General features: G+C 35.9%; 24 protein-coding genes. 1 reads left to right on the plus strand and 23 read right to left on the minus strand.

All coding sequences use genetic code 11. The features are described from left to right. Positions 1 to 84: 84 nt before the first annotated feature. The 20 genes from AC3FI7_RS05105 to AC3FI7_RS05200 all read right to left on the minus strand — a co-directional run bounded on the left by AC3FI7_RS05105 (position 85) and on the right by AC3FI7_RS05200 (position 17,865). Positions 85 to 1,101, minus strand: a complete 1,017-nt coding sequence (locus AC3FI7_RS05105) for a T9SS type A sorting domain-containing protein (RefSeq protein WP_491461577.1) — start codon at positions 1,099 to 1,101, stop codon at positions 85 to 87. A gap of 231 nt (positions 1,102 to 1,332) precedes the next feature. After that, the gene (locus tag AC3FI7_RS05110; protein ID WP_142722911.1) at positions 1,333 to 2,037 is read right to left on the minus strand and encodes an SDR family oxidoreductase; all 705 of its coding nucleotides are present in this window, start codon (positions 2,035 to 2,037) and stop codon (positions 1,333 to 1,335) included. A 79-nt stretch (positions 2,038 to 2,116) separates the two neighbouring features. Beyond that, on the minus strand, positions 2,117 to 3,010 hold the full coding sequence (locus tag AC3FI7_RS05115; protein WP_142722910.1) for a T9SS-dependent choice-of-anchor J family protein: 894 nt from the start codon (positions 3,008 to 3,010) through the stop codon (positions 2,117 to 2,119). Positions 3,011 to 3,216: 206 nt separating this feature from the next. Continuing rightward, positions 3,217 to 4,137, minus strand: coding sequence for a T9SS type A sorting domain-containing protein (locus AC3FI7_RS05120; protein ID WP_491461578.1), 921 nt, complete (start codon positions 4,135 to 4,137; stop codon positions 3,217 to 3,219). Positions 4,138 to 4,348: 211 nt separating this feature from the next. Further along, positions 4,349 to 5,728, minus strand: coding sequence for a dipeptidase (locus AC3FI7_RS05125; RefSeq protein ID WP_343658573.1), 1,380 nt, complete (start codon positions 5,726 to 5,728; stop codon positions 4,349 to 4,351). Positions 5,729 to 5,884: 156 nt separating this feature from the next. Next, positions 5,885 to 6,157, minus strand: coding sequence for a hypothetical protein (locus tag AC3FI7_RS05130; protein ID WP_142722907.1), 273 nt, complete (start codon positions 6,155 to 6,157; stop codon positions 5,885 to 5,887). Between the two features lie 138 nt (positions 6,158 to 6,295). After that, entirely contained in the window at positions 6,296 to 7,441 is a 1,146-nt protein-coding gene (locus AC3FI7_RS05135; RefSeq protein WP_343658574.1) for a class I SAM-dependent methyltransferase, read from the minus strand. Between the two features lie 163 nt (positions 7,442 to 7,604). Beyond that, positions 7,605 to 8,045, minus strand: a complete 441-nt coding sequence (locus tag AC3FI7_RS05140) for a DinB family protein (RefSeq protein ID WP_343658575.1) — start codon at positions 8,043 to 8,045, stop codon at positions 7,605 to 7,607. After that, positions 8,045 to 9,208: a methylmalonyl-CoA mutase family protein gene (locus AC3FI7_RS05145; RefSeq protein ID WP_142722904.1), complete on the minus strand. Its 1,164-nt coding sequence runs from the start codon at positions 9,206 to 9,208 to the stop codon at positions 8,045 to 8,047. The genes AC3FI7_RS05140 and AC3FI7_RS05145 overlap by 1 nt, the downstream gene beginning before the upstream one ends. A gap of 98 nt (positions 9,209 to 9,306) precedes the next feature. Continuing rightward, positions 9,307 to 9,663 carry an FtsB family cell division protein gene (locus AC3FI7_RS05150; protein WP_002979124.1) on the minus strand — a complete coding sequence of 119 codons (357 nt, stop codon included), beginning with the start codon at positions 9,661 to 9,663 and terminating at the stop codon, positions 9,307 to 9,309. A gap of 3 nt (positions 9,664 to 9,666) precedes the next feature. Further along, complete coding sequence (gene udk, locus AC3FI7_RS05155) at positions 9,667 to 10,281, minus strand: uridine kinase (RefSeq protein ID WP_002979122.1); 615 nt, start codon at positions 10,279 to 10,281, stop codon at positions 9,667 to 9,669. 210 nt (positions 10,282 to 10,491) lie between these two features. Next, positions 10,492 to 10,797 carry an ATP-dependent Clp protease adaptor ClpS gene (locus AC3FI7_RS05160; RefSeq protein WP_142722903.1) on the minus strand — a complete coding sequence of 102 codons (306 nt, stop codon included), beginning with the start codon at positions 10,795 to 10,797 and terminating at the stop codon, positions 10,492 to 10,494. A 15-nt stretch (positions 10,798 to 10,812) separates the two neighbouring features. After that, the gene (locus tag AC3FI7_RS05165) at positions 10,813 to 12,171 is read right to left on the minus strand and encodes a hemolysin family protein (protein WP_142722902.1); all 1,359 of its coding nucleotides are present in this window, start codon (positions 12,169 to 12,171) and stop codon (positions 10,813 to 10,815) included. Positions 12,172 to 12,440: 269 nt separating this feature from the next. Then, a complete protein-coding gene (gene atpG, locus AC3FI7_RS05170; RefSeq protein WP_142722901.1) occupies positions 12,441 to 13,304 on the minus strand; it encodes an ATP synthase F1 subunit gamma in 864 nt (287 codons plus the stop codon). A 76-nt stretch (positions 13,305 to 13,380) separates the two neighbouring features. Continuing rightward, a complete protein-coding gene (gene atpA, locus AC3FI7_RS05175) occupies positions 13,381 to 14,958 on the minus strand; it encodes a F0F1 ATP synthase subunit alpha (protein ID WP_491461579.1) in 1,578 nt (525 codons plus the stop codon). A 16-nt stretch (positions 14,959 to 14,974) separates the two neighbouring features. Further along, positions 14,975 to 15,514: an ATP synthase F1 subunit delta gene (gene atpH / locus AC3FI7_RS05180; protein WP_002979112.1), complete on the minus strand. Its 540-nt coding sequence runs from the start codon at positions 15,512 to 15,514 to the stop codon at positions 14,975 to 14,977. A 2-nt stretch (positions 15,515 to 15,516) separates the two neighbouring features. Continuing rightward, complete coding sequence (locus AC3FI7_RS05185; protein ID WP_002979110.1) at positions 15,517 to 16,014, minus strand: F0F1 ATP synthase subunit B; 498 nt, start codon at positions 16,012 to 16,014, stop codon at positions 15,517 to 15,519. A gap of 82 nt (positions 16,015 to 16,096) precedes the next feature. Continuing rightward, on the minus strand, positions 16,097 to 16,291 hold the full coding sequence (gene atpE, locus AC3FI7_RS05190; RefSeq protein WP_002979108.1) for an ATP synthase F0 subunit C: 195 nt from the start codon (positions 16,289 to 16,291) through the stop codon (positions 16,097 to 16,099). Positions 16,292 to 16,336: 45 nt separating this feature from the next. Next, on the minus strand, positions 16,337 to 17,434 hold the full coding sequence (gene atpB / locus AC3FI7_RS05195) for a F0F1 ATP synthase subunit A (RefSeq protein ID WP_491461580.1): 1,098 nt from the start codon (positions 17,432 to 17,434) through the stop codon (positions 16,337 to 16,339). Positions 17,435 to 17,493: 59 nt separating this feature from the next. After that, on the minus strand, positions 17,494 to 17,865 hold the full coding sequence (locus tag AC3FI7_RS05200) for a hypothetical protein (protein WP_491461581.1): 372 nt from the start codon (positions 17,863 to 17,865) through the stop codon (positions 17,494 to 17,496). Positions 17,866 to 18,040: 175 nt separating this feature from the next. On the opposite strand from AC3FI7_RS05200, the gene ffh reads away from it, so the two are divergent. Next, positions 18,041 to 19,402 carry a signal recognition particle protein gene (gene ffh / locus AC3FI7_RS05205; protein ID WP_115961405.1) on the plus strand — a complete coding sequence of 454 codons (1,362 nt, stop codon included), beginning with the start codon at positions 18,041 to 18,043 and terminating at the stop codon, positions 19,400 to 19,402. A 69-nt stretch (positions 19,403 to 19,471) separates the two neighbouring features. On the opposite strand, the gene AC3FI7_RS05210 is transcribed toward ffh, so the two are convergent. The 3 genes from AC3FI7_RS05210 to AC3FI7_RS05220 form a co-directional block, all read right to left on the minus strand. After that, positions 19,472 to 20,140, minus strand: a complete 669-nt coding sequence (locus AC3FI7_RS05210) for a porin family protein (RefSeq protein ID WP_142722897.1) — start codon at positions 20,138 to 20,140, stop codon at positions 19,472 to 19,474. Between the two features lie 76 nt (positions 20,141 to 20,216). Next, positions 20,217 to 20,879, minus strand: a complete 663-nt coding sequence (locus tag AC3FI7_RS05215) for an outer membrane beta-barrel protein (RefSeq protein ID WP_142722896.1) — start codon at positions 20,877 to 20,879, stop codon at positions 20,217 to 20,219. A gap of 73 nt (positions 20,880 to 20,952) precedes the next feature. Then, entirely contained in the window at positions 20,953 to 21,597 is a 645-nt protein-coding gene (locus AC3FI7_RS05220) for an outer membrane beta-barrel protein (RefSeq protein ID WP_343658580.1), read from the minus strand. Between the last annotated feature and the right edge of the window lie 274 nt (positions 21,598 to 21,871).

Here is a 21,871-nt window from a genome sequence, read left to right on the forward strand (position 1 = left end):
ATATTGATTTGCTATTCAGAGCATTAAAATTAACAAAACGCCCTGAAATAGGGCGTTTTTATGTTATTAAAATAATGATTTGTATTATTTTTTAATGAACTTTTTAGAAAATTTGCTTCCCTTAATTTCCATGGTGATGATATAAATTCCGGGGGTCAAATTTCTGATATCTATTTTTTCATGATCAAAATGCATATCCTTTTTTCTTCCTGCAATATCAACAATTTCAATTTTAGTAACAGGCGATTCAGATTGTATATGAATAAAATCAGCTGCAGGGTTCGGATAGACTGAAACATTGGATTCTTCTGCCATAGCCTCTCTGGTTACCAATGTCGCATTATTCGTTGCGGTTATCATATAGTCATCAAAAGAAGTGATATGCGCTATAGTATTCCCTACACCGGCTACTGAAACAAAATCCAGCTCAAAAGGATCTACACCTGCCGCTGCCGGAACATGCGTGGATGCAGGCCCGTAAGTAACACCTCCAGGCGTTGTCCACGTAACTGCTCCTGTAGTTTTATTAAATGTACAGTTCAGAGTAATCCAGGTATTAGGTGGGTAGGAATAGGTAGGTGGCTCCAGATAAAAAAGATAGTTCCCTGTTACTCCATTTGATATTTTGGTGTAGTACGCAATCCCTACAATCCGCTGCGTATCATATTCATACCCTGCCCCAAGCAGTGTTTTATGCGTTGTGCCGTCATAAATTAAAACAGTTCCTCTTCCTACACCGCCAGTTGCGTTTCCTGTGTACAGACTAAAGCTCAGTTTAAGGATATCATTCCCTGAGGTTCTTGCAGCCCAGGCTGTACCCAACCCATTCTTCCACATAAACTTTGTTGCAGATGCACCTGCACTTCCTGTAAGCTGTAAAGATTTTCCGTGTGAAGCATCTATATTCACAATCTGCGCTTCTGAATTGGAACCTCCCGGAAAATCAGTATAAAACCCGCCCTGGCCAGGAACAGATGCGGTGATATCCGTTCCTACATTTCCGATGGTATAAGCATTAAAATTGTCACTTTCCAGGGTCTGGGCTTTCAGGGTCTGAAATAAAATCAACAAGAATACATTAATTGATAGAAAATTTTTCATATAATATTTTTAATTCGATGCCAAACTTACTTCAGTTTAAAAATAGAATCAATACCAGTTATTAGGTAAGTTTTCTGTTAATAATTAAATGAAGAAGAATTCACTTCCGTCTATAAGACAATATAAAACTGAAAAGGTTGTCTGAAATAAAAATATTAACTAATGCATTAGCTAATTGATTGTGATTTAAAACAGTTCTTATTTTAATGTAAGCAATTTAATTCTCTGTGGTTAAGAAGGTTTCATTGCCCTAAACTCTATTTTGCTTGGCAAAACTCTTGGATTCATCTTCAGAATATCCAATACAAGATTCCCCATATCTTCGGGCTGAATCTTCCAGCTGTCTTTTTCTGATGGAATATTGCCATTAAAATGAGTCGCTACAGAACCTGGCATAATCACCGTGGACTTAATATTGTATTTTCTTAAATCAATCATGGCAGCCTGGGTAAATCCTACCACTCCAAATTTTGAAGCATTATATCCTGTTCCGTTTTCAAAGAAATTGGCGCCGGCAAGACTGGAAATGGTAATATAGTACCCTTCTGTCTTCTTCAGTTCCTCCACGGAGGCTTTCAGAGTGTAAAAAGCACCTGTAAGGTTGGTCTCTATCATATCATTCCACTCTGCTGCGGATAGTTCGTCTACGGGCTTAAATATTCCTAGTCCTGCATTTGCAATAACATAATCCAGCCTTCCGAACTTTTCAATGGTATATTTCACTGCTTCCTGTTCACTTTCCAGGCTTCTTACATCAGAAACAATTCCCAATACGTTTTCTGAGTACTTTCTGAGCTCTTCTTCCGCCTTCTGGACATCTTCTCTTTTTCTTCCTGAAAATGCTACAGAAATACCGTTTTCAAGTAAAATTCTCGCAATCCCAAAGCCTATTCCTTTAGTTCCTCCCGTTATATAAGCTGTTTTATTTTCTGACATATGATTAAAATTTTAATTCTCTAAAATAACAAAAACGCTCCAATTGGAGCGTTTTGCTAATACTAAGATTTATCAGTAATTATTTTTTGATGAACTTCTCGGTAATTGTACCTTCTTTGGTTTCAATAGTAACAATATAACTTCCTGAAGCCAGTCCTTTGACATTTATTCTGTCTCCATCCAATACTGTATTCATTTTTCTTCCACCCTGATCAAAAATTTCTGCCCCATTAATTTTGGCTTTAGATTTAATAATCAGCATATCAGATACCGGATTCGGATAGACGGAAATCTTTGTTTCTGCTTTTGCCGATTCAGAAACAGCTAACGGAGTTGTCCCGGTAATTTTAATATTATCCAGAAGCATAATATACTGGTCGTTACTGTCATTTCTGAATGCTATATAAACATTTTGACCTACATAGCTATTTAAGCTGACAGTATGGGTACTTCCTGTGTTGGGCTGGTTGGTAACAGTTTTTAAAATCGTTGTAAAGTTCGAAGACTGATTTCCGGTTGTTGATATATAAACCTTATAATCTTCCAAGAATGAACTTGCGCCAAGACTGGTTGCAACCCAGGTAAGATTAACACCTGTTGATCCGGCCGGTATACTGATCTGGGGAGATACAAGCCAGTCATTCGCTACTCCTGCCGGATCATACCATGAATTTGACACGGCAACATTACCTGACATTCCGGTAGCTCCGGATGGGTAAGCAAAGCCAGTGTAATCTGGTCCTGAGTTCTGAATTTGGGATAATGAAAGGACATTCCATGCATTAGTAACCAATGCGGGTAAGCCATCTCCACCAGCGTTTACAGCACTGATGGGAGTATTTCCATCTAAATTATACAGAGTCCATGCTCCGATTCCCGGTCCGGCACCATCCCAGTTTTCCTGAAAAATTGTAGTCTGTGCATGTAAGGTGTACAACCCCATAAATGCACCCAAAAGTAATATTTTTTTCATAATACATATTTTTATACATTGACAATGTACAAAATACAATTCAAATACACAAATAAAATAATATATTAACCAAAACAAAGTATAAAATAAATTTTGAACACATTTATTGATAAAATATAGAAAATAATACAAAATAACTTATTCTTATTTGTGTTAAGAAAAACAAAAACGCCCCAATTGGAGCGCCTTACAGAACTATTTAAGTACTATTTTTTTATAAATTTTCCGGTTGATTTACCAACCTTAGTTTCAATGCTGATCATGTAATTTCCGGGATTCAGGTTTCTGATATCGATTTGATTTCCGTTTATATCTGCATCTGTTCTTCTTCCATTCATATCAAAAATCTCTGCTTTATCGATTTTTATGTCTGTATGGATCTTCAGATAATCTGATGCCGGGTTGGGATAAATTGTCATTTCTTTAGCTGATGTCTCAGAATCCTTAATTCCCAATATCTGCAATTCACTATTAATCTTAATATTATCTATATAAGCCAATCCCAATGCATTGTTATGTACAAAACGTAACTGGTCTATATTAAGAGAGCTTGCAGCCACCCCTGTGTAAATTAAAATATTATTAAGATAATATCTTACCTCCGAAGCAGTCCCTACGATTTTAAACCGATACCAGGTATTGGGCAGCCAGACTGACGATGTAGAAATGAGATTCTGTACACCAGCTATGATATTCAGAATTTTCACTAACCCTGTTTTATTAAAATCCAGTCTTACAACAAACTGATCATCAATACTGCTGACCCCCTGGAAGCCAAAATCAGACCCGTTAAGCTGGGATATATTAATATCAAATGATACAGAAAAATTATTATAGGCAAGCGGGGTTGACAGGTTGTAAAAACCTCCGATAACAGGATCAGACTGGGTTCCGTAAGTATTTTCTTTGACAATTTTCAGGGAACTGCTACCATCACTGGCTTTATCTGAGCTAATGGTCTGATGAGTTACATTTTCAGGAATACCTCCGGTTGGAGTACTGATCCACCCTGCTTGTCCATTGATGCTTCCAATGTTGAACCCTTCATTGGATTCAAATGATACGGTCTGTTGCGCAAAAAAGCAAATTGATGATAATATACATGCAATTGAGTAGTATTTTTTCATAGCAAATCAAGTTTTGTATTAAAAATATAAACTTTCCACGAATGGTAAAATAACTTATTGCCAATAAAAAAATAACCCGTTTATTTTCAGGGTATTTAATTTCTAAATCTGCTAAATCAGGTTCTTAAAACAGCCTTTTCTTCTTTAAAGAGAACAAAAAAATAAGGCATTTCTTCACAGAAATACCTTATCATATACAATTATTATTAAATTACTTTGAATAATTTTCAAAAAACAATGGAATACTTTCAATTCCTTTATAAAAATTAAACAATCCATAATGCTCGTTTGGAGAGTGTATTGCATCAGAATCCAGCCCAAAGCCCATCAATACGGATTTAGCTCCTAAAACCTGCTCAAACATAGCGGTAATCGGAATACTTCCCCCTCCTCTGTATGGAAGAACTTCTTTTCCGAATGCAGATTCCATTGCCTGTTTTGCTGCAGCAAATTCTTTGGTATCCGTTGGTAAGACATAAGGCATACCTCCGTGGTGTGGAGTTACTTTAACTTTTACTGTATCCGGAGCAATTTTTTCAAAATATTTCGTGAATTTTTCTGTGATCTCCTGTGGAGTCTGGTAAGGAACCAAACGCATTGAAATTTTAGCAAAAGCTTTTGAAGGAATTACTGTTTTTGCGCCTTCTCCTGTATAACCACCCCAGATTCCGTTGCAGTCTAATGTAGGGCGGATCGATGTCCTTTCTAAAGTAGTATATCCCTTTTCCCCTTCAATATTGCTTAATCCGATTGATTTCTTGAATTCCTCCGGATTGTCTTTCAATTTGTTCATCTCTGCTCTGTCAGCATCTGATACTGTTTCTACATTATCATAGAATCCGTCAATAGTAATGTGTCCGTTTTCATCAATCAGATTCGCGATCATTCTTGAAAGAACGTGAATAGGGTTTGGAACGGCCCCTCCGTACAGTCCTGAGTGCAAATCTCTGTTTGGACCTTCCACTTCTACTTCTACGTAACTTAAGCCTCTTAACCCTGTTGTTACAGTCGGTTGTTCATTACTATAAATATGAGTATCAGAAATTAAGATGCAGTCACAGGCTAATTTCTCCTTATTTTCGTTCACCCAATCTCCTAAGCTTACAGATCCCACTTCTTCTTCTCCTTCCAGAATAAATTTAACGTTGCAAGGAAGAGCGTTGGTCTTCATCATGGCTTCGAAAGCTTTCAGGTGCATGAAAAACTGTCCTTTGTCATCCGCAGAACCTCTGGCAAAAATTGCTCCTTCAGGATGCAATTCAGTTTTCTCAATATAAGGTTCAAAAGGAGGTTTTGTCCATAATTCCAATGGATCTGCAGGCTGAACATCATAATGTCCATATACCAATACTGTAGGCAGGTTTTTATCTAAAATTTTCTCTCCGAAAACAATTGGGTATCCTTTGGTCTGGCAAACTTCTACATGATCAGCTCCTGCATTTTTAAGGTGTGCTGCCACTACATCTGCACACTTCAAAACGTCATCTTTATACGCCGGATCTGCAGAAATGGAAGGAATTCTCAATAACTCAAATAATTCATCCACGAAACGCTGTTTGTTTTCGTTAATGTAATTTAATGTCTCTTGCATTGTAAAAATTTATTTTGTTAAAATTAAAAAAAATGCCTGGCAGGGACAAACAAAAAGGCAGTATTTTCCCAACCCTATGCTAATGAGCCCTGTAGATATCTTTTTTAATAAAAAATGCCCTGCGGAAACAGGGCACTTATATATTTGTACTACTAATTAGTGTTCAGCTTTTGGAGCCTTTTCAGCTTCAGCAGGTTTTGCAGCTGCAGTACTGTCTGTTTTTGGAGCGGCAGCTTCAGGTTTTGCAGGAGCTTCTTCTTTATGTTCTGCTGTAGCAGCTTCATGTCCGTGAGCTTCCCCCTGAGGATCATCAGAATATCTTTCTACCCCTTCTTCAAGTTTCAAAGTACCTCTGTTTCCTCCCTGCGGAACTTTTTTACAGCTTACCGCTACTGCTGCAATGGCTAAACATATAACTAATTTTTTCATATGTAAAATTATTTTTTTAAAGAGTAATATGGAACCGCACTATTTGTAGTCTATCAGATTTTCCAAACGGCAAGCGATTTCATGCTTAAATTTTTGATTGCCCAAAAGTAAGAAATCCTGCTTTTTTCGGCAACATTTTTATACTGATTTTAATATTATTTTCCCTTTTTTGGATTGTGTAAAAATAAGATAGTGATCACCTCCGTCTTTCAAACTATATTTTTTTTTGATTTCCTCGGGTTTTAAAGGATAATTTTTGGCAATAATATTAAACTGGCCTTTCTTTTTAATACTTTTAGAATCAACAATTTCCATTTCAAAAATCCTTCCCGGAAAGTTTGTAATTCTTTCACCTGAAGTGTAAAGATGACTGTTAGGATGAAGCTTCTTTAATCCGAATTTCTGTGAAATCAAATTAAAAACGCCTGCTTTCAAAATAGTGTTATTAGGAATATAAATGTATTTTTCAGGCTCAGAATAGTCAGATTGAGCAGTTTCTTCTTCCCCAAATATAAAACTAAAGGCAGATTCTCTGCTTTCAAGGTTTACACAGTTGCAGATCATCTTCGCGGTATTTTCATTGGAAAGGAATACAACAACTTCTTTCACATCGTTTTTCACCGCAATAATATCAATCCGTGAAATACCCGGCAACACTGAAATAAGATATTTAAGATCAATCAGTGGTGAGAGCTTAATGACTACCAGACTGGAAACAGACTGTAATTTTTCCTGAATCTCAAGAATATCAGGAGAAAGGTCTTCCAACAGAAAAACTTTATTTTTATGCTGGTCCCTTCTTGCCGGATCCAGATAAATAACATCAAAATTTTCTTTGTTTTCAGCAAGGAAGTCCTCTAGCTTTCTGTTGATAAATTTTGCGCGACGGCCCAAAATATTCCAATTATGTTCAACAATTTCCAGAAGTTCTGTATTCTGCTCTATTAAAGTAATATCGTCAAAGTTTTGAGACAGATAATAGGCATCAATACCAAAACCGCTTGTAAGGTCTATGAATGTATTTCCATTTAAAATTTCAGATTTATAAAGGGCCGTTTTTTCTGATGAAGACTGTTCCAGATTAAGCTGCGGTGGAAAAACAATTCCCTCTTTCAGTAAGAAAGGAAATTTCTTTTCTGCAACCTGTTTTCCTTTGATCTGCTGAACTATTTCCTGCATTGACACTTCCGGAAACGGGGATTTTTTCAGCAATAATGTATGTAAATCCGTATTCAGATTTTCATTGATGTAATTTTGAATTTCCTTGTTTATTAATTTAACCACAGATGACACGGATTTTCACAGATGCTTATGTTTTATTTACGTAATTCTAATATTTGAATTTATTCATTCCTTCTAAACCGCATAAAAGATTTCCATAGATGCTTAATGTCTCATGTTACATATCAGAATACAAAATCTTATTCGAAAATGATTATTAATCAAATTATCTCTTATAAAAAATATAATCAGTCAATACCGGAGTTATTCCGCTTTGCTTAAGCAAAGAGTTGATTTGCCCTCTGTGATAAGTAGAATGATTGACTGCATGAAAAAGCATTTCAAAAATAGTGCTTTCAAACTTTGTTCCTCTTGAATTCTGATATTCTATTCTTTGATCCGGATCAAAATTCCTGATAATATCTGTACTTTTAAGAAAATTAGTATGATTGATTTCCACCAGAGACTCAAAAGGATTGATCTGCCAGACTTCAAAAGTAGTTTCTCCCAGTATCCTGGCATTCCAGATCTGTTGTGCATTAAGAGTATGATTAATCAGACTGATTGTTTTATCATCTACAAGCGCTCTGTTCTCAGCAATAACTTTAATCATCTCAGCATTGAAATGATAGGTGTATTCAAATAAATCGATCAGCTTTTCTTTCATTACTCAAACATTTCAGCCCAGCGTACCGCCTTTATTTCTTTTTCGTCATATAGATCAGCAGCAGACTTTTTAACGTCTAATTTAGGGTATAAATTCACTCCTATCAGCTTTATTTTTCCTTCTTCAATCCATTGCTGTTCTTCAACAGCATGATCATAGATCTTTTTCTGAATAACTCCCTGTTTCAATAACTCAAGATATCCACCTGCTTCTTCTATTTCAACGAACAGATTCCATGCTTTCTCTGCAAACTGCCGGGTAATATCTTCAACATAGTAACTTCCGTTGGAAGCATCCTCAAATACATTAATGATACTTTCGTAGGCCAAAACAATCTGTTGTTTGAAGGAAATTTCTTCTGAGTTATCTGTACTTCTGTCCACAAGGTAATTGTTGGAGAAAACGGCATCAGCTCCTCCGATCATTGCTGAAGCAAGCTCCAGTGTGGAACGGATCAGGTTGTTTTCATTATCAGAAACGGCCTTGTTTCGTAATGAAGTCTCAGCAAAAATATAGGGAACTTCATCCAGTCCATATTCTTTTGACAGTTGGTTAAAAACCATTTTAAAAGCTCTCAGCTTTGCCATTTCAAAGAAATAGTTTCCTCCTACTGCTATTCTGAAGATTAATTTATTTAAAATTTCAGCACCATATGCTTCTACCAATTCCTTAGTTTTTGCCAGAGCAATACCAAGCTGCTGATCAATAGCTGCTCCTGCATTCTGATGCAGTGAAATATCTACACAGATGTTTCTTTTAAAACCTTTTGCCAGTAATTCTTTTGCCAGCTGATCATCAATACTTGCTTCTTTTTCATTAAAAACATCAATCAACGAAAAATACTGATCTTCTTCTTTAGGGCTGATATGCCCAGCCAGATCTTTATTATTAACAAAAAGAGTTTTCTGATCAAGGTTTTCTACATTCTGATCCAGCACAAATGCAAATACTTCTTCTTCCAGACTTTCATGGTATCTTGCTACCAGATGGGTACTTTCTTCAATTCTGGGCAGGTTTGCCAAAGGATTCTGAACTTCTGTGTAAAAAGGCTTCACCTCTATTCCTTCCAGATTCTGTTTCTCTAAAACAGGGTAAATATCCTCTGTTTTAAGCTGTTTTTTGACTAAATTTTCCCAGTTTGAAAGTATATCTGTATTTGACATTAGTTTTAGTTTAAATGGTGAATTGTCCATGGTGAATTTTCTTTCACAACCGTCAATACGTTTAATTGACTGTTCACTATTGACGCTTTAGCATGCTTTTATTTCTTGGCGACTTTTGTACTGTCTACCACCAAAATGAAGATTTCTTCATTCGGTTTTTTCATAAAATAATTTTCTCTTGCGTATTTTTCTTTTTCTGATTTGTTGTTCATCAGTTTTTTATAAAAAGCATCATTCTTCTCGTACTCCTTTTTATAGTAGTCCAGCTGCTCTTCATATTTGTGAATCTCGCCATTCAGTTCGTTAATCACAAGAAATGATGTTTTATCGAAAAAAATCATCCATACCAAAAACAGACAGATCGTAATGGTATACTTGTTCAAAACATATTTCTGGATAAGTTTGAAGGTTTCAGATTTCGGCTGAATGTCTTTGATAAGGTTGTTTTCTTCCATTTTTTAATGTTTTTTCAACGAATTTTTAATAACTGTAGTTAAAAAATCAATCGCTACGGAATTCTGCTTCATATTGGGGATGATAAGATCGGCCTCGTTTTTTGACGGCTCGATGAATTCCTGATGCATTGGCTTCAAAGTAGTCTGATACCGGTGCAATACCTCACTCAGATCTCTTCCTCTTTCCTGGGTATCCCTCCTGATCCTCCTGATTAATCTTTCGTCAGAATCAGCATGTACGAATACTTTCAGATCAAATTCTTTAAGTAATTCTTTGTTGGTAAGAACAAGAATTCCTTCTACTACCAATACGTTCTTAGGTTCTACAGTGACATGATCTCCTGTTCTGGAATGAGTGACAAAGCTGTAAATCGGCTGCTCAATAGGCTCATTGTTTTTTAAAGCTTTCACATGTTTTATCAGTAGGTCAAAGTCTATGGACTTGGGATGGTCATAATTTAAAGCCTCTCTTTCTGTCAATGTAAGACCCTGGTTGTCGTGATAATAATTATCCTGAGAGAGGATATTCATTCCCTCAATATCAAGCTGCTGAAGTATCTTGTCAACAACTGTAGTTTTGCCGGATCCTGTACCACCGGCAATTCCTATTACAAGCATTGTTTTTTTGTTTCTTTATAGTTGGTACAAATATACTATTTTAGATAAAATATGACAATGTAAGTGTGTTGAGAAATTAAAAGATTAGAGCATTGAAAGATTGAAAGATTAGCCGGAAACCCGTTAGCCTTTATGATATATTGTCATTCTGCAACATTCTTCTCCGGATTCAATAAAAAAACCGACAAATTGATTGCCGGTTTTTTTATTTTAAACGATTTCGCTTGTTAATTCCCGCGAAATTAATTTTTCATGCATAGGCTTCAAAACATCCATTGAACCTGTTTTTACGGTACATTTACCTTTGTAGTGAACGAGAATTGTACATTGTTCAGCCTGCTCCAGGGTATGTTTACATATTTCGATAAGGCAGTCTATAACATAGTCAAAAGTATGAATATCATCATTATGCAGCACCAGTTTATAGACATCATCCGTATCATCCAGGACAAGAACATCTTCTTCGTACTGACGTTTAGGGTTTTCGTAATCTTTTATGCTATTATAAAAATTCATTGTAACAGTTTTGCTTTAAACTTCTCCGATCTTATCTGCTAAATTATCGACAGCATTGGGTTCATGGTACACCAGCTCAACCAACTCAACACTCTTGTTATTCATTTTCAGAATTTTGAAATGGTAATCTGCAAGATCAAACTCCTGATTTTCTTCAGGAATCTCTTCCAATTCGTAAAGAATGAATCCAGCTAATGAATTGTATTCACTTTCCTCAGAAAGCGGCAGTTTTTTAGGGAGAAATTCATTGATTTCATCCAAGGGCTGGGTGGCCTGTACCCAATAGGTATTATCAGCTATTTTATCAACGATTTTTTCCTCCTCATCTTCTTCATCCTGAATCTCTCCTACCAGTTCTTCAAGAATATCCTCCAGGGTAATGATTCCTTCTGTTCCTCCGAATTCATCGATAACAACTGCTATATGCTGTTTTTTAAGCTGAAAGGTTTTCAGTAAATCTGAAACTTTTTTACTTTCCACCACGAAAAAAGCATCACGCATCAAATCTTTAAGATCTTCGTGATCCAGATTTCCCTTTCTCTTTACAAATTCTCTTATAATCTCCTTTGTATAGAAAATTCCGATGATATTGTCAATAGAATCAATGTATACAGGAATACGGGAATATCCGCTGTCCATAATCTTATTGATAATCTCATTGATGTCTTCTTCAAAATCTATGGAAGTAATATTCTGTCTTGGAACCATGATCTGCTTGGCAGAATGGTCTGTAAAATCAAATGCGTTTTTGATGATCTCATAATTCTCTTCTTCAATCTCACCACTGTCTGCACTTTGTTTTACCAAAAGCTGAAGTTCTTCTGTAGAGTGAATCTCCTGTTCGGATGCCGGATGGATTTTAATCAGTCTTAAAAAGCCATTCGACATGGAATTCATCAACCAGATAAACGGTTTAAAAATAAGATAAAAAACTCTCAATGGAACTGCAGTTGCCATGGTAGTTGCTTCAGATTTTCTGATCGCAATTGATTTTGGAATAAGCTCACCAAACACAATATGCATGATGGTAATTAATACAAAACTGATCACCAGGGATACCGAAGTAATGGAAGCCTGGCTCATTTCCATATTTAGGGAATGGAAAATATTTTCAACAATATGATGCAGGGCACTTTCTCCTACCCAACCAAGGGCAAGGGATGCCAATGTGATTCCCAGCTGTGTAGCAGAGAGATATTCATCAAGATGCTTGATGATATGTTCGGCCTGCTTAGCCATAGAATTTCCTTCTGCGGCTTTTAACTGAATTTGAGAGTAACGAACTTTAACAATTGAAAATTCTGCGGCTACGAAGAAGCCATTTAGTAAAACAAGAAATAAGGCCAGCAAAAGCCTGACTATGTCCGAGTCCATTTAGAAATTATATAAATTTTATTAAGTACAAAGATATGTAAAATAAAAATAACCTGAATCCCGGATAGATTATTTCGATTGAGTATTTTCCGGAAGAAAAAACGAAGCGATAAAACACTGTTTTTTTGAAACAAAAAAAATAATTGACCCATTACCTTATTTTTATATAAAAAAGGAATTTTTGACAGGTAAATTGCCGTTTTAATATTTATAAAAATAAAAAAGCACCGAAGTTATTCGGTGCTTTTAATGTATGTTAAAATAATTCTTTACGAATTTTTCAAAGCTTCTGCTCCGGAAACAATTTCCAGGATTTCGTTGGTAATTGCAGCCTGTCTCGCTTTGTTGTAGAAGATCACAAGATCGTTCTTCAAAGCCTGAGCATTATCTGTTGCTTTGTGCATTGCTGTCATTCTCGCTCCGTGCTCAGATGCTACTGAATCTAAGATCGCTTTGAAAACCTGAGTTTTGATAGACTTTGGAATTAAGTTATCCAGGATTTCAGCTCTGTTAGGTTCAAAGATATAATCAGTTTCAACCTGAGGCTCTGTATTTTCAGGCATTGAGATCGGAAGAAGTTTTTCTGTAGTCACTTCCTGAGTCGCTGCATTAACGAATTTATTGTAAATAACATAAACTTCGTCAAATTTTCCTTCTCTGAAGCTTGTCATTACCCCTTCAGTAATATGAGCAACTGCATCAAAGTTCAGGTTGTCATAAACAGAACTTCCATTAGCATATACCGAACGGTTCTTTCTTACAGCATCGTATACTTTCTTACCTATTGGAAGAACTTCAATCTCATACTGAGCATTGTTCTGGAACTGAATATTAAGTTCCTTTACGATAGAAGAGTTGAAAGCTCCCGCAAGACCTCTGTTTGAAGTAACAGCGATGAAAAGTACTCTTTTAACCTGTCTTTTCTGAGCATATACAGAAATCTGATCAGGATCAGAGCTAGAATTTACATTCTGGATAAGCTCCTGTAATTTTTCAGAATAAGGTCTTAGCATTACGATTGCATCCTGGGCTTTTTTAAGTTTCGCAGCGGAAACCATTTTCATAGCACGGGTAATCTGCATCGTAGATGAAATTGACGTAATTCTGCCTCGTATTTCTTTTAAGTTTGCCATTAATTTGGGTTCAAAGTTTAAGGTCTAAAGTTTAAGGCTTAAAACACTATATTTTAAACCTTAAACATTGAATTTTTTAGTTGTATTTAGAAGCTAAATCGTTAGCAGCCTGCTTAAGAACACCTGTAATATCGTTATCGATTTTTCCAGCTTTGATAGCAGCCATTGTATCAGGGTGCTTAGATCTAAGGAACTCGATATACTCGTGTTGGAATTCTTTAATCTTGTTCAATGGAACGTTTCTCAATAAGTTCTCAGTACCAGCATAGATCATAGCAACCTGGCTGTCTACCGGAAGTGGAGAGTTTACCGGCTGCTTAAGAAGTTCCACGTTTCTTTCTCCTTTAGAGATTACTGCCAACGTAGAAGCATCAAGGTCAGAACCGAACTTAGCAAACGCTTCCAATTCTTTATATTGAGCCTGGTCAAGTTTCAATGTACCAGATACTTTTTTCATTGATTTGATCTGAGCATTACCTCCTACCCTTGATACAGAGATACCAACGTTGATTGCAGGACGAACCCCTGAGTTGAATAGATCAGACTCCAGGAAGATCTGTCCGTCCGTAATAGAGATTACGTTTGTAGGGATATATGCAGATACGTCACCTGCCTGAGTTTCGATAATCGGAAGGGCAGTTAATGAACCTCCACCTTTAACGATTGGTCTAAGAGACTCTGGCAAATCGTTCATTTGCTTAGCAATTTCGTCATCAGCGATTACTTTTGCAGCTCTTTCCAATAGTCTTGAGTGAAGATAGAAAACGTCTCCAGGATAAGCTTCACGGCCCGGTGGTCTTCTCAATAGTAGAGAAAGCTCACGGTAAGCAACCGCTTGTTTAGATAAATCATCATAAACGATAAGCGCTGGTCTACCTGTATCTCTGAAGAACTCACCGATAGCAGCACCTGCCATCGCAGAATATACCTGCATTGGAACCGGATCTGATGCGTTAGCTGCAACGATCACAGTATAAGCTAAAGCTCCTTTATCAGAAAGGGTTTTAACGATTTGTGCTACAGTAGAAGCTTTCTGACCGATAGCAACATATATACAATATACTGGTTTACCAGCATCAAAGAATTCTTTTTGGTTGATGATCGTATCGATAGCAACAGTAGTTTTACCTGTCTGTCTGTCACCGATGATAAGCTCTCTCTGTCCTCTTCCTACAGGGATCATAGAGTCGATCGCAACGATACCTGACTGTAAAGGCTCAGTTACCGGCTGTCTGAAGATAACTCCAGGAGCTTTTCTTTCCAATGGCATTTCGTATAAATCCCCAGTAATAGGACCTTTACCATCGATTGGGTTACCAAGAGTATCTACTACTCTTCCTAACATTCCTTCTCCTACTTTGATAGAAGAGATTCTGTTTGTTCTTCTTACTGTATCACCTTCTTTTACTAATTTACTTTCACCCAATAGAGCAACACCTACGTTGTCTTCTTCAAGGTTAAGTACAATACCTTCTACATCACTAGAAAATTTCACCAACTCTCCGTATTGTACGTTTTCTAACCCGTATACACGAGCAATACCATCACCGATGGTTAAAACTGTACCTACTTCCTCAACGTTTGATTGAGTATCGAAGTTGGCCAATTGCTGTTTTAAGATCGCAGATACTTCTGCCGGATTTATTTCTGCCATTGTATGGTTGTTTTTCTTAATTTAATTGGAAATCTTTTTTAACTTGGTTCAGTTTTGTCTTCACAGACGCATCTACCTGCTGGTCACCTACTCTCAGAATATATCCTCCAAGAATTTCAGGCTTCACATTTACTTTCAGATCAAAGTTTGAATCAGCATTTACAAGATTTGTAGATCTTAAAATCTGATCAAGGTTCTCTTTTGAAAGCGGAGTTGCTGTAGTAAGCGTTACTCTCTGTACACCACTAAGGTCTTCTACTTTGTTGATAAATTCCTGAGCGATATTTTTCAATTGGTTTTCACGTCCGTGTTTAATCACCAATCTGATCAGATTTTGAGAAGAAACAGATAAACCTTTGAATATTTCGTTTGCTACTTCTATTTTCTTTTTAGAATCGATGTAAGGAGTAAGGAAAAACTTGTTTAAATCTTTAGATTCAGCCATTACCTTTACTACATCTTTCATTTCTGAAAATACAGTAGCCGTTTGCCCTGCTTCATTGGTGAAGTCAAGTAAACCTTGTGCGTATCTTTTAGCTACTTTAGATGTAAGCATTCTTAGTTAAGGTTTGATTTGTTTAAATAATTTTGAACTAATTCGTTTTGCGCTTCACTGTTGTCTAGTTTTTGTTTCAAGATAGACTCAGCAATGTTTACAGATAAAGTACCGATTTGAGTTTTGATGTCTGCCATAGCAGCGTTTTTCTCAGCGTTAATAGTCTGTTTAGCAGCTTCGATCATTTTGTCTCCTTCAGCTTTAGCAACATCTTTAGCTTCTCCTACGATTCTGTCTTTAATTTCTCTGGCTTCTTTAAGGATAGCATCTCTTTCGATTTTAGCTTCACGAATGATTCTTTCGTTATCCTCTTTTAAAGTTTCCATTTCTTTTCTTGCTAATTTAGCTTGATTAAGAGCGTCAACAATAGATGTTTCTCTGTCATTGATAGACTTTAAAATAGGTTTCCAAGCGAATTTACCTAACAAAAATAATAATGCTAGAAAAATAACAGACTGGATAATAAATAATCCTGATGAAAACTGATGAATTAATTCCATTATATAAATGTATAAATAATTATTACTTTTTTAAAGAACCATTACCTGTAACCAACCGTTACAGATAATGGTTTGATTTTAATTAGTTTACTGCGAATAGAGCAGCAAACGCAACACCTTCTACAAGTGCAGCTGCGATAAGCATAGCTGTTTGGATTTTTCCAGATTGCTCAGGTTGTCTAGCGATAGCTTCAAGAGCAGCAGCTCCGATTTTACCAAGACCGATACCTACACCTAGTACTACGATACCAGCACCTACAATTTTAGGGATTTCCATAATATATAATTTTAAAAAATTTGTTTTACTTTAATTAAATTTCAATTAGTGAGCAGCATGATGTTCGTGCTCGTGCTCTTCTACTGCCATTCCGATAAACAGAGCTGATAACATTGTAAAGATATAAGCCTGTAAGAACGCTACCAATACCTCCAGTAAATAAATTACCAATGTAAGGAACGGGAATGCAACACCTGCAATAAAGTTTTTGAATACGTAAATCAATCCGATCAAACTCATTACTACGATGTGACCTGCTGTCATGTTGGCAAAAAGTCGGATCATCAAAGCAAACGGTTTAGTGATTGTTCCTAATAATTCAATAGGAAGCATGATCAGTTTCATTGGAACAGGAACTCCTGGCATCCAGAAGATGTGCTTCCAGTAATCTTTATTTGCTGAGAACGTTGTAATCAAATAAGTAAGAATCGCAAGGAAGAATGTCATTGTAATATTACCTGTAACATTAATTCCGAAAGGCATTAATCCAAGAACGTTAAGGAAAAGAATAAAGAAGAATACAGTTAATAGATACCCCATAAATCTCTTATACTTATGCCCGATATTAGGAATAGCAACTTCGTCTCTTACAAAAATGATTAATGGTTCCAGGAATCTTGCTGCACCTGTAGGAATCGCTGACTTTTTATAAGATTTAGCCATTCCAACAAATAATACAAACATAAAGATTGACACCAGTAAGATAATCAGTACACTTTTCGTAATAGAAAGATCCAAAGGCTTTTCATTAGTTGGATGACCATCTTCATCAAGTGTTAAAGTTCCTTTTGCATCCGTTTTATAAATTTTCTCATGGTGTAATACATAATAAGAACCGTCTACTTCTGTAGGCTCTCCATGCATGAACCCTTCTTTGTTGCTCATGAAAGAATGAAAACCATTATCATAAAAAATAACAGGAAGAGGGAAACCGATATGGTGGCCTTCTTTATCAACCATCAATGTGAAATCATGTGCATCCAATAAGTGATGATCGATGAACTCTTTGTTTTCTTTGCTTACTTTGTCTTTTTCTGAAAGCTCTTGAGCAGGAGCTGCCCCAGCAGTAGTTTCACCGTGCTGTGCAGACACTAAGTTTAATACAAAAATACTGTAGAATAAAACTGCGAATTTCTTAAACATTGATAGGTTTTTTTCGTTGTGCAAAAATATGATATTTTTTCTAGTTTCAATAAATTATTTTACTGTTTTTTATCATGATTAATCAGCTTGATTGCATAGTATGTAAGCAGTGCTGTCAGGACAAAATATGGGATGATAAAATGATATTTATAGCCTGGAATCACTTCAAAGTTCAGTTTTTTTCTGATTAAGTACATCAAACCGAATTTTAAAAGGATCAAACCAATAACAGACAGTCCTAAAAATTCCGGCGCTACCCTATTGATTAAAATAATAAGAGTGATCATCATCATAAACATGACACTCAGAAAAAGGTAAAATTTAATGATCACTATTTCATCCAGGTGAAAAACAAATTTCCAAAGAGAAAAATGCACCAGAAAAGTCAGAAAAAATAAAACGACAACAAGAATATTGGGATTAATTTTCATTCTATATTTTAATTGATCGCAAAAATAGACTTTTTCTATCGTATTATAGTATGATTTGATATTTATCATTTTTCTCCGCATAATAATATTACGTATATATATAATATTACGTGTTCAAACACTTTGGATATGCTAAAAATTCCTTATTTTTGCAAACCTATAATTTACAATAAATATGTTTAATAGTTTACAGGATAAATTAGACAAGGCATTGCATAATATTTCCGGTAGAGGAAAAATTACTGAAATCAACGTGGCGGAAACCGTAAAGGAGATCCGTAGAGCATTGGTGGATGCCGACGTTAACTATAAAGTTGCAAAAGACCTTACCAAAAGAGTTCAGGATAAAGCATTGGGACAAAATGTTCTTACTTCCCTTACACCGGGGCAGCTGATGACGAAAATTGTTCATGATGAACTGGTAGACCTTATGGGAGGTTCTCAGGAAGGAATTAATCTTTCGGGAAAACCTACTGTGATCCTTATTGCAGGTCTTCAGGGATCCGGTAAGACAACTTTCTCAGGAAAGCTTGCTAATTATTTACAGACAAAAAGAAATAAGAAACCTCTACTGGTAGCATGTGACGTGTATCGTCCTGCAGCGATTGACCAGCTGAAAGTATTGGGAGGACAGATCAAAGTTCCTGTTTATACTGAAGAAGGTTCTACGAATCCTTCTACAATTGCTGAAAATGCGATCAATTTTGCAAAAGCCAACAACCACGATGTGGTGATCGTGGATACTGCCGGCCGTTTAGCCATTGATGAGCAGATGATGAACGAGATCAAATCTGTACATTATTTCATCAAACCACAGGAGACTCTTTTCGTAGTGGACTCTATGACAGGTCAGGATGCCGTGAACACTGCAAAAGCGTTCAACGATGCTTTGAACTTTGATGGGGTTGTTTTAACGAAGTTAGATGGTGATACAAGAGGGGGAGCTGCACTGACAATCCGTTCTGTTGTTGAAAAGCCCATCAAATTTATCTCTACAGGAGAAAAAATGGAAGCTTTGGATCTTTTCTACCCGGAAAGGATGGCAGACAGAATCCTGGGAATGGGAGACGTTGTTTCCTTAGTAGAAAGAGCACAGGAGCAGTTTGACGAAGAAGAAGCTAAAAAACTTCACAAAAAAATTGCTAAAAACGAATTCGGATTTGACGATTTCCTTAAGCAGATCAACCAGATCAAGAAAATGGGTAATATGAAAGACCTGATGGGAATGATTCCTGGGGTTGGAAAAGCAATCAAAGATGTAGAGATCAGCGATGACGCATTTAAGCATATTGAGGCCATTATCTACTCTATGACTCCTGAGGAAAGAAGAAAACCTTCTATCATTAATACACAAAGAAAAAACAGAATTGCCAAAGGCGCTGGAAGAAAAATCGAAGATGTGAATCAGCTGATGAAACAATTCGATCAGATGGGCAAAATGATGAAGATGATGCAGGGACCTCAGGGAAAGCAAATGATGCAGATGATGAGCAAAATGCCGAATATGCCTGGAATGGGCGGAATGTTTGGAAAATAAGAAAGACAACATCATTCATAAAAAAACTCTCAGAAATTCTGAGAGTTTTTTGTTTTTATAGAGATCTGTTTATTTAAACTTGTATCCTACTCCTAACTGAAAGAAATTCATTTTTAATGTTTCACCATCCACAGGATTCTTGATCATATTGGTAAGACCAAAGCTATAACGTACATCTACAAATAATCCTTTGTATACATTGTAATCAGCACCCAGGAATAGACCAAAATCGGTAGATTTCAAACCACTATTCAGCTCTTTTTCCAAATAACGTTCTCCTTCTTTAAGCCCGGCAGGATCTACCAAACCGGCATTAGGACCACTTAATTCAAATTTTACTTTATTATTCGTTTTAAAGCTTACATAAGGACCTGCATAAATTCCTAGTTCCGGCGTTGCATAATATCTTGCAGATACAGGAATAACAATTCTGTTAAGGTTCATCTTTTCAGTTAAGGTAATGCCTGTACCTGGCATCCCAACTTCAGCTTTTCCGCCAAGATTGGCATATTCTACCTCTCCCTGAACAGCAAACTTATTATTCAATTTATGCTCAACCAAACCTCCGATATAAAATCCTGATTTGGATTTTAAACTAGCTTCGAATCCTCCAAATTCGAAATCGCCCTCACTGGAATTTAATTTTGATAAAGCATAACCGGCTTTGACACCGAATGTAGTTTGTGCATTCAGACCTGCAAACAAAGCGATTGCAGACGCTAATAAGATTTTTTTCATGATTATTAATTAAATAGTTTTCAAACTTAAAAAAGCCCGGGATATTAACCCCAGGGCTAAAATATATAATTGTTTATTATTTTGCAAATACATATTTCACTCCAAAAGTCACTGAAGCTAAATTGACTCCAAATTTGTAATCATTAGTTCTTTTAGCTCCTTCCATGTCTTTTTTGTAAGTATTGTATCCGAATTCCCCTACGGTAGCTTCAATTGACCAGTTCTTAGTCAGGAAATAATCCAGACCTGGTTTAATATTCACTCCGATGTTGGTGTAGTTATTTTTTTCTGTAAACGGAGCGGAAAGTATAGGATCTCCACCATCACCTTCACTGTTAAAATCCAGTTTTTCATTACCGAATTCCAATGGAACCTGTAATTGTCCGAAGATGTATAATTTATCGGATAAAGTCCAGTATTTTCTCACAAAGGGAGCAACAACAAATGCGTTATCCGTATTTTTAATCTCAATTGTATTAAGGAATTCAAAACCATTTACCGTATATTTTGTAACAGCACTTTTATAGCCTACACCAAGCCCTATTGCCAAGTTGCTATCAACGAAATAACCAGCTGTAGGAAGAATTCTGATTACATCATCCTTTGTTTTGGCTTCAAATTCATTCTTTTCTTTGTGGTAATATTCTACCTGACCTGAAAGATAAGAAGTTCCTTTTGCAATCTGTGCATTCGATAAAGCGAAAAGCGCAACAGCGCCCATCAATAAGATTTTTTTCATGATTATTATATTAGTTTTACAGAAAAAAAGCCCTAAGAGTTTCTCAGGGCTTTCTTGCTATATGCTTTGTTTATTATTTTGCAAATACATATTTAACTCCGAAAGTTACAGAAGATAAATTCAATCCGAAGTTGTAGTTGTTTGTAGCATCACCATCTTTTGGTTTGTAGTTGCTGTAACCGAACTCACCGATAGTAGCTTCGATAGACCAGTTCTTGTTTAAGAAATAATCTAAACCTGGCTTCACAGTAACACCAATTTTAGTGTATTTAGCTTCAGTAGAAGTAGAGCTAGTAAGAACAGTGTTTCCTACTGTAGTTACAGAGTTAGTTTCTACTTCAGTTTTTCCAAACTGCATTGGCACTGCTAATTGTCCGAAGAAATATAACTTGTCAGATAAAGTCCAGTATTTTCTTACGAATGGAGCAACAACAAAAGCTGGTTGCTTCGTTACGCTTTCACTTACAGTGTTTCCTACAGTACTAGTTAGAGTGTTCTTTTCAGTTTGGTAACCAACTCCTAATCCGATAGCTAAGTTAGTGTTTACGAAATATCCAACTGTAGGTAATACGTTGAAGTTTTCTTTTTTATCGTTACCGTTGTTAGATTCTACTTGAGAATAACCAACAGATCCTGATAAATATGTAGTTCCTTTAGCAATCTGAGCGTTTGATAAACCAAAAAGTGCAACAGCACCCGCTAATAATATTTTTTTCATTTTAAAAAATTTTAATACTTTCTGAGGGCAAATTTACAGTGGCTACCACGAATATTAAAATTTGTTAATGTGATTAATATCATTGTTAAAATTGAGAGTTTTATAAAAATAAATCATAGTCAAGAGAAGTCATTGAGCTTTTCACAACATTATGAATAAAAAATTTACATTTTATTAACAAGAGTTTAATATATTTATTTTCTGTGATTTTTTATTTTCTTCCAAAACCCTATGAATTCTGTAAAAACCACCGAATCTATTAACTTAAAATATT

Source organism: Chryseobacterium sp. TQ-BC-N36, assembly GCF_058382295.1.

Bases quoted from the DNA above. Each gene is read 5' to 3' on its own strand.
- AC3FI7_RS05185 (WP_002979110.1), bottom strand. From the start codon at position 16,014: ATGGAATTAATTCATCAGTTTTCATCAGGATTATTTATTATCCAGTCT.
- AC3FI7_RS05215 (WP_142722896.1), bottom strand. From the start codon at position 20,879: ATGAAAAAAATCTTATTGATGGGCGCTGTTGCGCTTTTCGCTTTATCG.
- AC3FI7_RS05160 (WP_142722903.1), bottom strand. From the start codon at position 10,797: ATGAATTTTTATAATAGCATAAAAGATTACGAAAACCCTAAACGTCAG.
- AC3FI7_RS05150 (WP_002979124.1), bottom strand. From the start codon at position 9,663: ATGGAAGAAAACAACCTTATCAAAGACATTCAGCCGAAATCTGAAACC.
- AC3FI7_RS05145 (WP_142722904.1), bottom strand. From the start codon at position 9,208: ATGTCAAATACAGATATACTTTCAAACTGGGAAAATTTAGTCAAAAAA.
- AC3FI7_RS05210 (WP_142722897.1), bottom strand. From the start codon at position 20,140: ATGAAAAAAATCTTATTAGCGTCTGCAATCGCTTTGTTTGCAGGTCTG.
- AC3FI7_RS05120 (WP_491461578.1), bottom strand. From the start codon at position 4,137: ATGAAAAAATACTACTCAATTGCATGTATATTATCATCAATTTGCTTT.
- atpH (WP_002979112.1), bottom strand. From the start codon at position 15,514: ATGCTTACATCTAAAGTAGCTAAAAGATACGCACAAGGTTTACTTGAC.
- atpB (WP_491461580.1), bottom strand. From the start codon at position 17,434: ATGTTTAAGAAATTCGCAGTTTTATTCTACAGTATTTTTGTATTAAAC.
- AC3FI7_RS05220 (WP_343658580.1), bottom strand. From the start codon at position 21,597: ATGAAAAAAATATTATTAGCGGGTGCTGTTGCACTTTTTGGTTTATCA.
- AC3FI7_RS05125 (WP_343658573.1), bottom strand. From the start codon at position 5,728: ATGCAAGAGACATTAAATTACATTAACGAAAACAAACAGCGTTTCGTG.
- atpG (WP_142722901.1), bottom strand. From the start codon at position 13,304: ATGGCAAACTTAAAAGAAATACGAGGCAGAATTACGTCAATTTCATCT.
- AC3FI7_RS05200 (WP_491461581.1), bottom strand. From the start codon at position 17,865: ATGAAAATTAATCCCAATATTCTTGTTGTCGTTTTATTTTTTCTGACT.
- AC3FI7_RS05130 (WP_142722907.1), bottom strand. From the start codon at position 6,157: ATGAAAAAATTAGTTATATGTTTAGCCATTGCAGCAGTAGCGGTAAGC.
- AC3FI7_RS05165 (WP_142722902.1), bottom strand. From the start codon at position 12,171: ATGGACTCGGACATAGTCAGGCTTTTGCTGGCCTTATTTCTTGTTTTA.
- udk (WP_002979122.1), bottom strand. From the start codon at position 10,281: ATGCTTGTAATAGGAATTGCCGGTGGTACAGGATCCGGCAAAACTACA.
- AC3FI7_RS05110 (WP_142722911.1), bottom strand. From the start codon at position 2,037: ATGTCAGAAAATAAAACAGCTTATATAACGGGAGGAACTAAAGGAATA.
- atpA (WP_491461579.1), bottom strand. From the start codon at position 14,958: ATGGCAGAAATAAATCCGGCAGAAGTATCTGCGATCTTAAAACAGCAA.
- AC3FI7_RS05140 (WP_343658575.1), bottom strand. From the start codon at position 8,045: ATGAAAGAAAAGCTGATCGATTTATTTGAATACACCTATCATTTCAAT.
- AC3FI7_RS05115 (WP_142722910.1), bottom strand. From the start codon at position 3,010: ATGAAAAAAATATTACTTTTGGGTGCATTTATGGGGTTGTACACCTTA.
- AC3FI7_RS05105 (WP_491461577.1), bottom strand. From the start codon at position 1,101: ATGAAAAATTTTCTATCAATTAATGTATTCTTGTTGATTTTATTTCAG.
- atpE (WP_002979108.1), bottom strand. From the start codon at position 16,291: ATGGAAATCCCTAAAATTGTAGGTGCTGGTATCGTAGTACTAGGTGTA.
- ffh (WP_115961405.1), top strand. From the start codon at position 18,041: ATGTTTAATAGTTTACAGGATAAATTAGACAAGGCATTGCATAATATT.